The organism is Planktothrix sp. FACHB-1355, from assembly GCF_014748295.1.
Lineage (GTDB): Bacteria > Cyanobacteriota > Cyanobacteriia > Cyanobacteriales > Aerosakkonemataceae > Aerosakkonema > Aerosakkonema funiforme_A.
Genome location: NZ_JACJUP010001290.1, coordinates 1 through 1855, shown reverse-complemented (window position 1 = coordinate 1855; position 1855 = coordinate 1). Strand labels below are relative to the sequence as shown.

General features: G+C 46.6%; 2 protein-coding genes. One reads left to right on the top strand and one right to left on the bottom strand.

From position 1 onward, the window contains the following. On the bottom strand, nt 1–825 hold an 825-nt coding region (locus H6S82_RS31680; RefSeq protein WP_191057380.1), incomplete at its 3' end, for an Era-like GTP-binding protein. 392 nt (nt 826–1217) lie between these two features. Between H6S82_RS31680 and H6S82_RS31675 the strand changes: the two genes are divergently transcribed. Then, entirely contained in the window at nt 1218–1520 is a 303-nt protein-coding gene (locus H6S82_RS31675; protein ID WP_191057379.1) for a hypothetical protein, read from the top strand. Nucleotides 1521–1855 lie beyond the last annotated feature (335 nt).

Sequence of the window (1855 nt, the reverse complement as noted above, 5' to 3'; positions counted from 1 at the left end):
TACATCCGACATGGAGATAAATCCCCGCACTCGTTCCCGCAGACGCGCCAGAATTTTTTCCTTATCTTGTTCTATATAAAGGTCAGTTTTGTTGAGAACGAGAATACTGCGCTTACCGATTTCTGCTAATGCACGCAACGGTTCGTGTTCCGACTTTCGCAGATCGTTATCTACCACAAATAATAATAGATCTGCTTCCGTCGCCAATTGACGCGCCAGTTGTTCCCGTTCCGTTCCCGCCACCCCAGCTTCCAAAATTCCCGGCGTATCGGTGATGAGGATTTCCCGTTCCAATCCTTTCAACTTGAGATTGTAAGTTTCTCCCACCTCAGTCGTTCCCATCGGCGCATTCACCTGTCCTACCATCCTCCCCATCAACGCATTCACTAGAGAAGTTTTACCCGCCGAACCTGTCCCGAATACTACCACTTGCAAGTTACCGCGAGCGAGATTCGCTTCTATTTCGCGAGAACGACTGAGTAAAGCTTGTCGCGTCACCTCATCCTGAATCTGTTTCACCTGCTTTCGCACAGCGCGAAGCGTTTCTGCTGCTGCTTCCGTTTTCGCTTCCGGAACTTTAGGTTGAATTTTGCGACGGCGCGGCTTATTCTGGGACTGCCAGAACTGCATCGCGTAATAGCCAAAAGCTGCAATTAACATCGCCAGCAGCACAATCAGCAAGAAAAGCAGCAAATTGGCTAGCAGCGGTGGCGCTGACCAGGCAATATTAGCATAAAGGCGATATAGCGAGTTAATCAGCCAAATTACCAGACCCAGAAGTAGGCTGAGACCGGCAATCAACGTGAAAAGGCGAGATGGACGCATGAACTTGGCAGAGAGTTTTCTGCTGTTTGGAGGCAAGGCCCGTGCAAGTAGGAGTTGCTCAAGGCTCTAAATTCTAGCCTACACCCGCAGCTTGAGTCAGTCGTTCTCCAAGTTATTTCAGTGAGCAGACTTATCTACTATTCAACCCTGATGTAGCTGACGCTGTAGCAAAAAAAGAATTTGCATCCGGGTTCGATCACTTTGTACGCTTTGGACAATACGAAGAGCGATTTCCCCAATTCTCCGGTACTCCTGGAAATGACATAATACAAGGCTTTGGTAAGGCTACTCGGTTCTTTTATGGAGTTGATTACCAGAATACAAGCCCCCAGCCTTCTTACGACTATATACTGCGGAGTGATGGACGCGGTGAGATCGATACCCTCATCGGTTTGCCGGGACAAGACGGTTTCTCCCTTGCAGGTGAGATCGGTGTATCCCATCCCACAAACACAACGTTCTATCTTGGCAACGGTGCAAATGACTACGCCATCATTCGGAATTTCGAGAGAGGAATTGACGGAATCCAAATAGTGGGTACACTCAGTGATTACAGACAAGTAGTTTCGGGCGGAAATCTCAGCATCTTTAAAGGAGGAGATTTAATTGCAGTTGTGGAAGAACAAACAACTCCTCTAGGTCCGGCGCCAGTTTCCGTCTTCTACCCAGTAGGAGGAACTGTCTGGATCACCTAGAGCGCCAGTCCAGTAGAATAAATTGACTATTGGACAAAATATGTATTGTGTAGGGGCTTTCGCATTCGGGCCACAATCGATTGCGATCGGCAACAATTTTTTTGCCCGAATGCAACGCCGGAGCCGAGGTCTGTGCAAAGAATCACGTTTAGTTTGTCACGAATGGGAATAGAGCCAGTATATTCTATCGCTTTTAGCTTGACATCAAATAAAGAAAGTGCCAAAATATCTTTTGCTATAAACCATAATAGCTGTCCTGAATATTCAATGTTTGAAAGGTAATAAATGAGGATGTAAAAAAATTATGATAGCGAAAATTTACGAAAACGTTATCG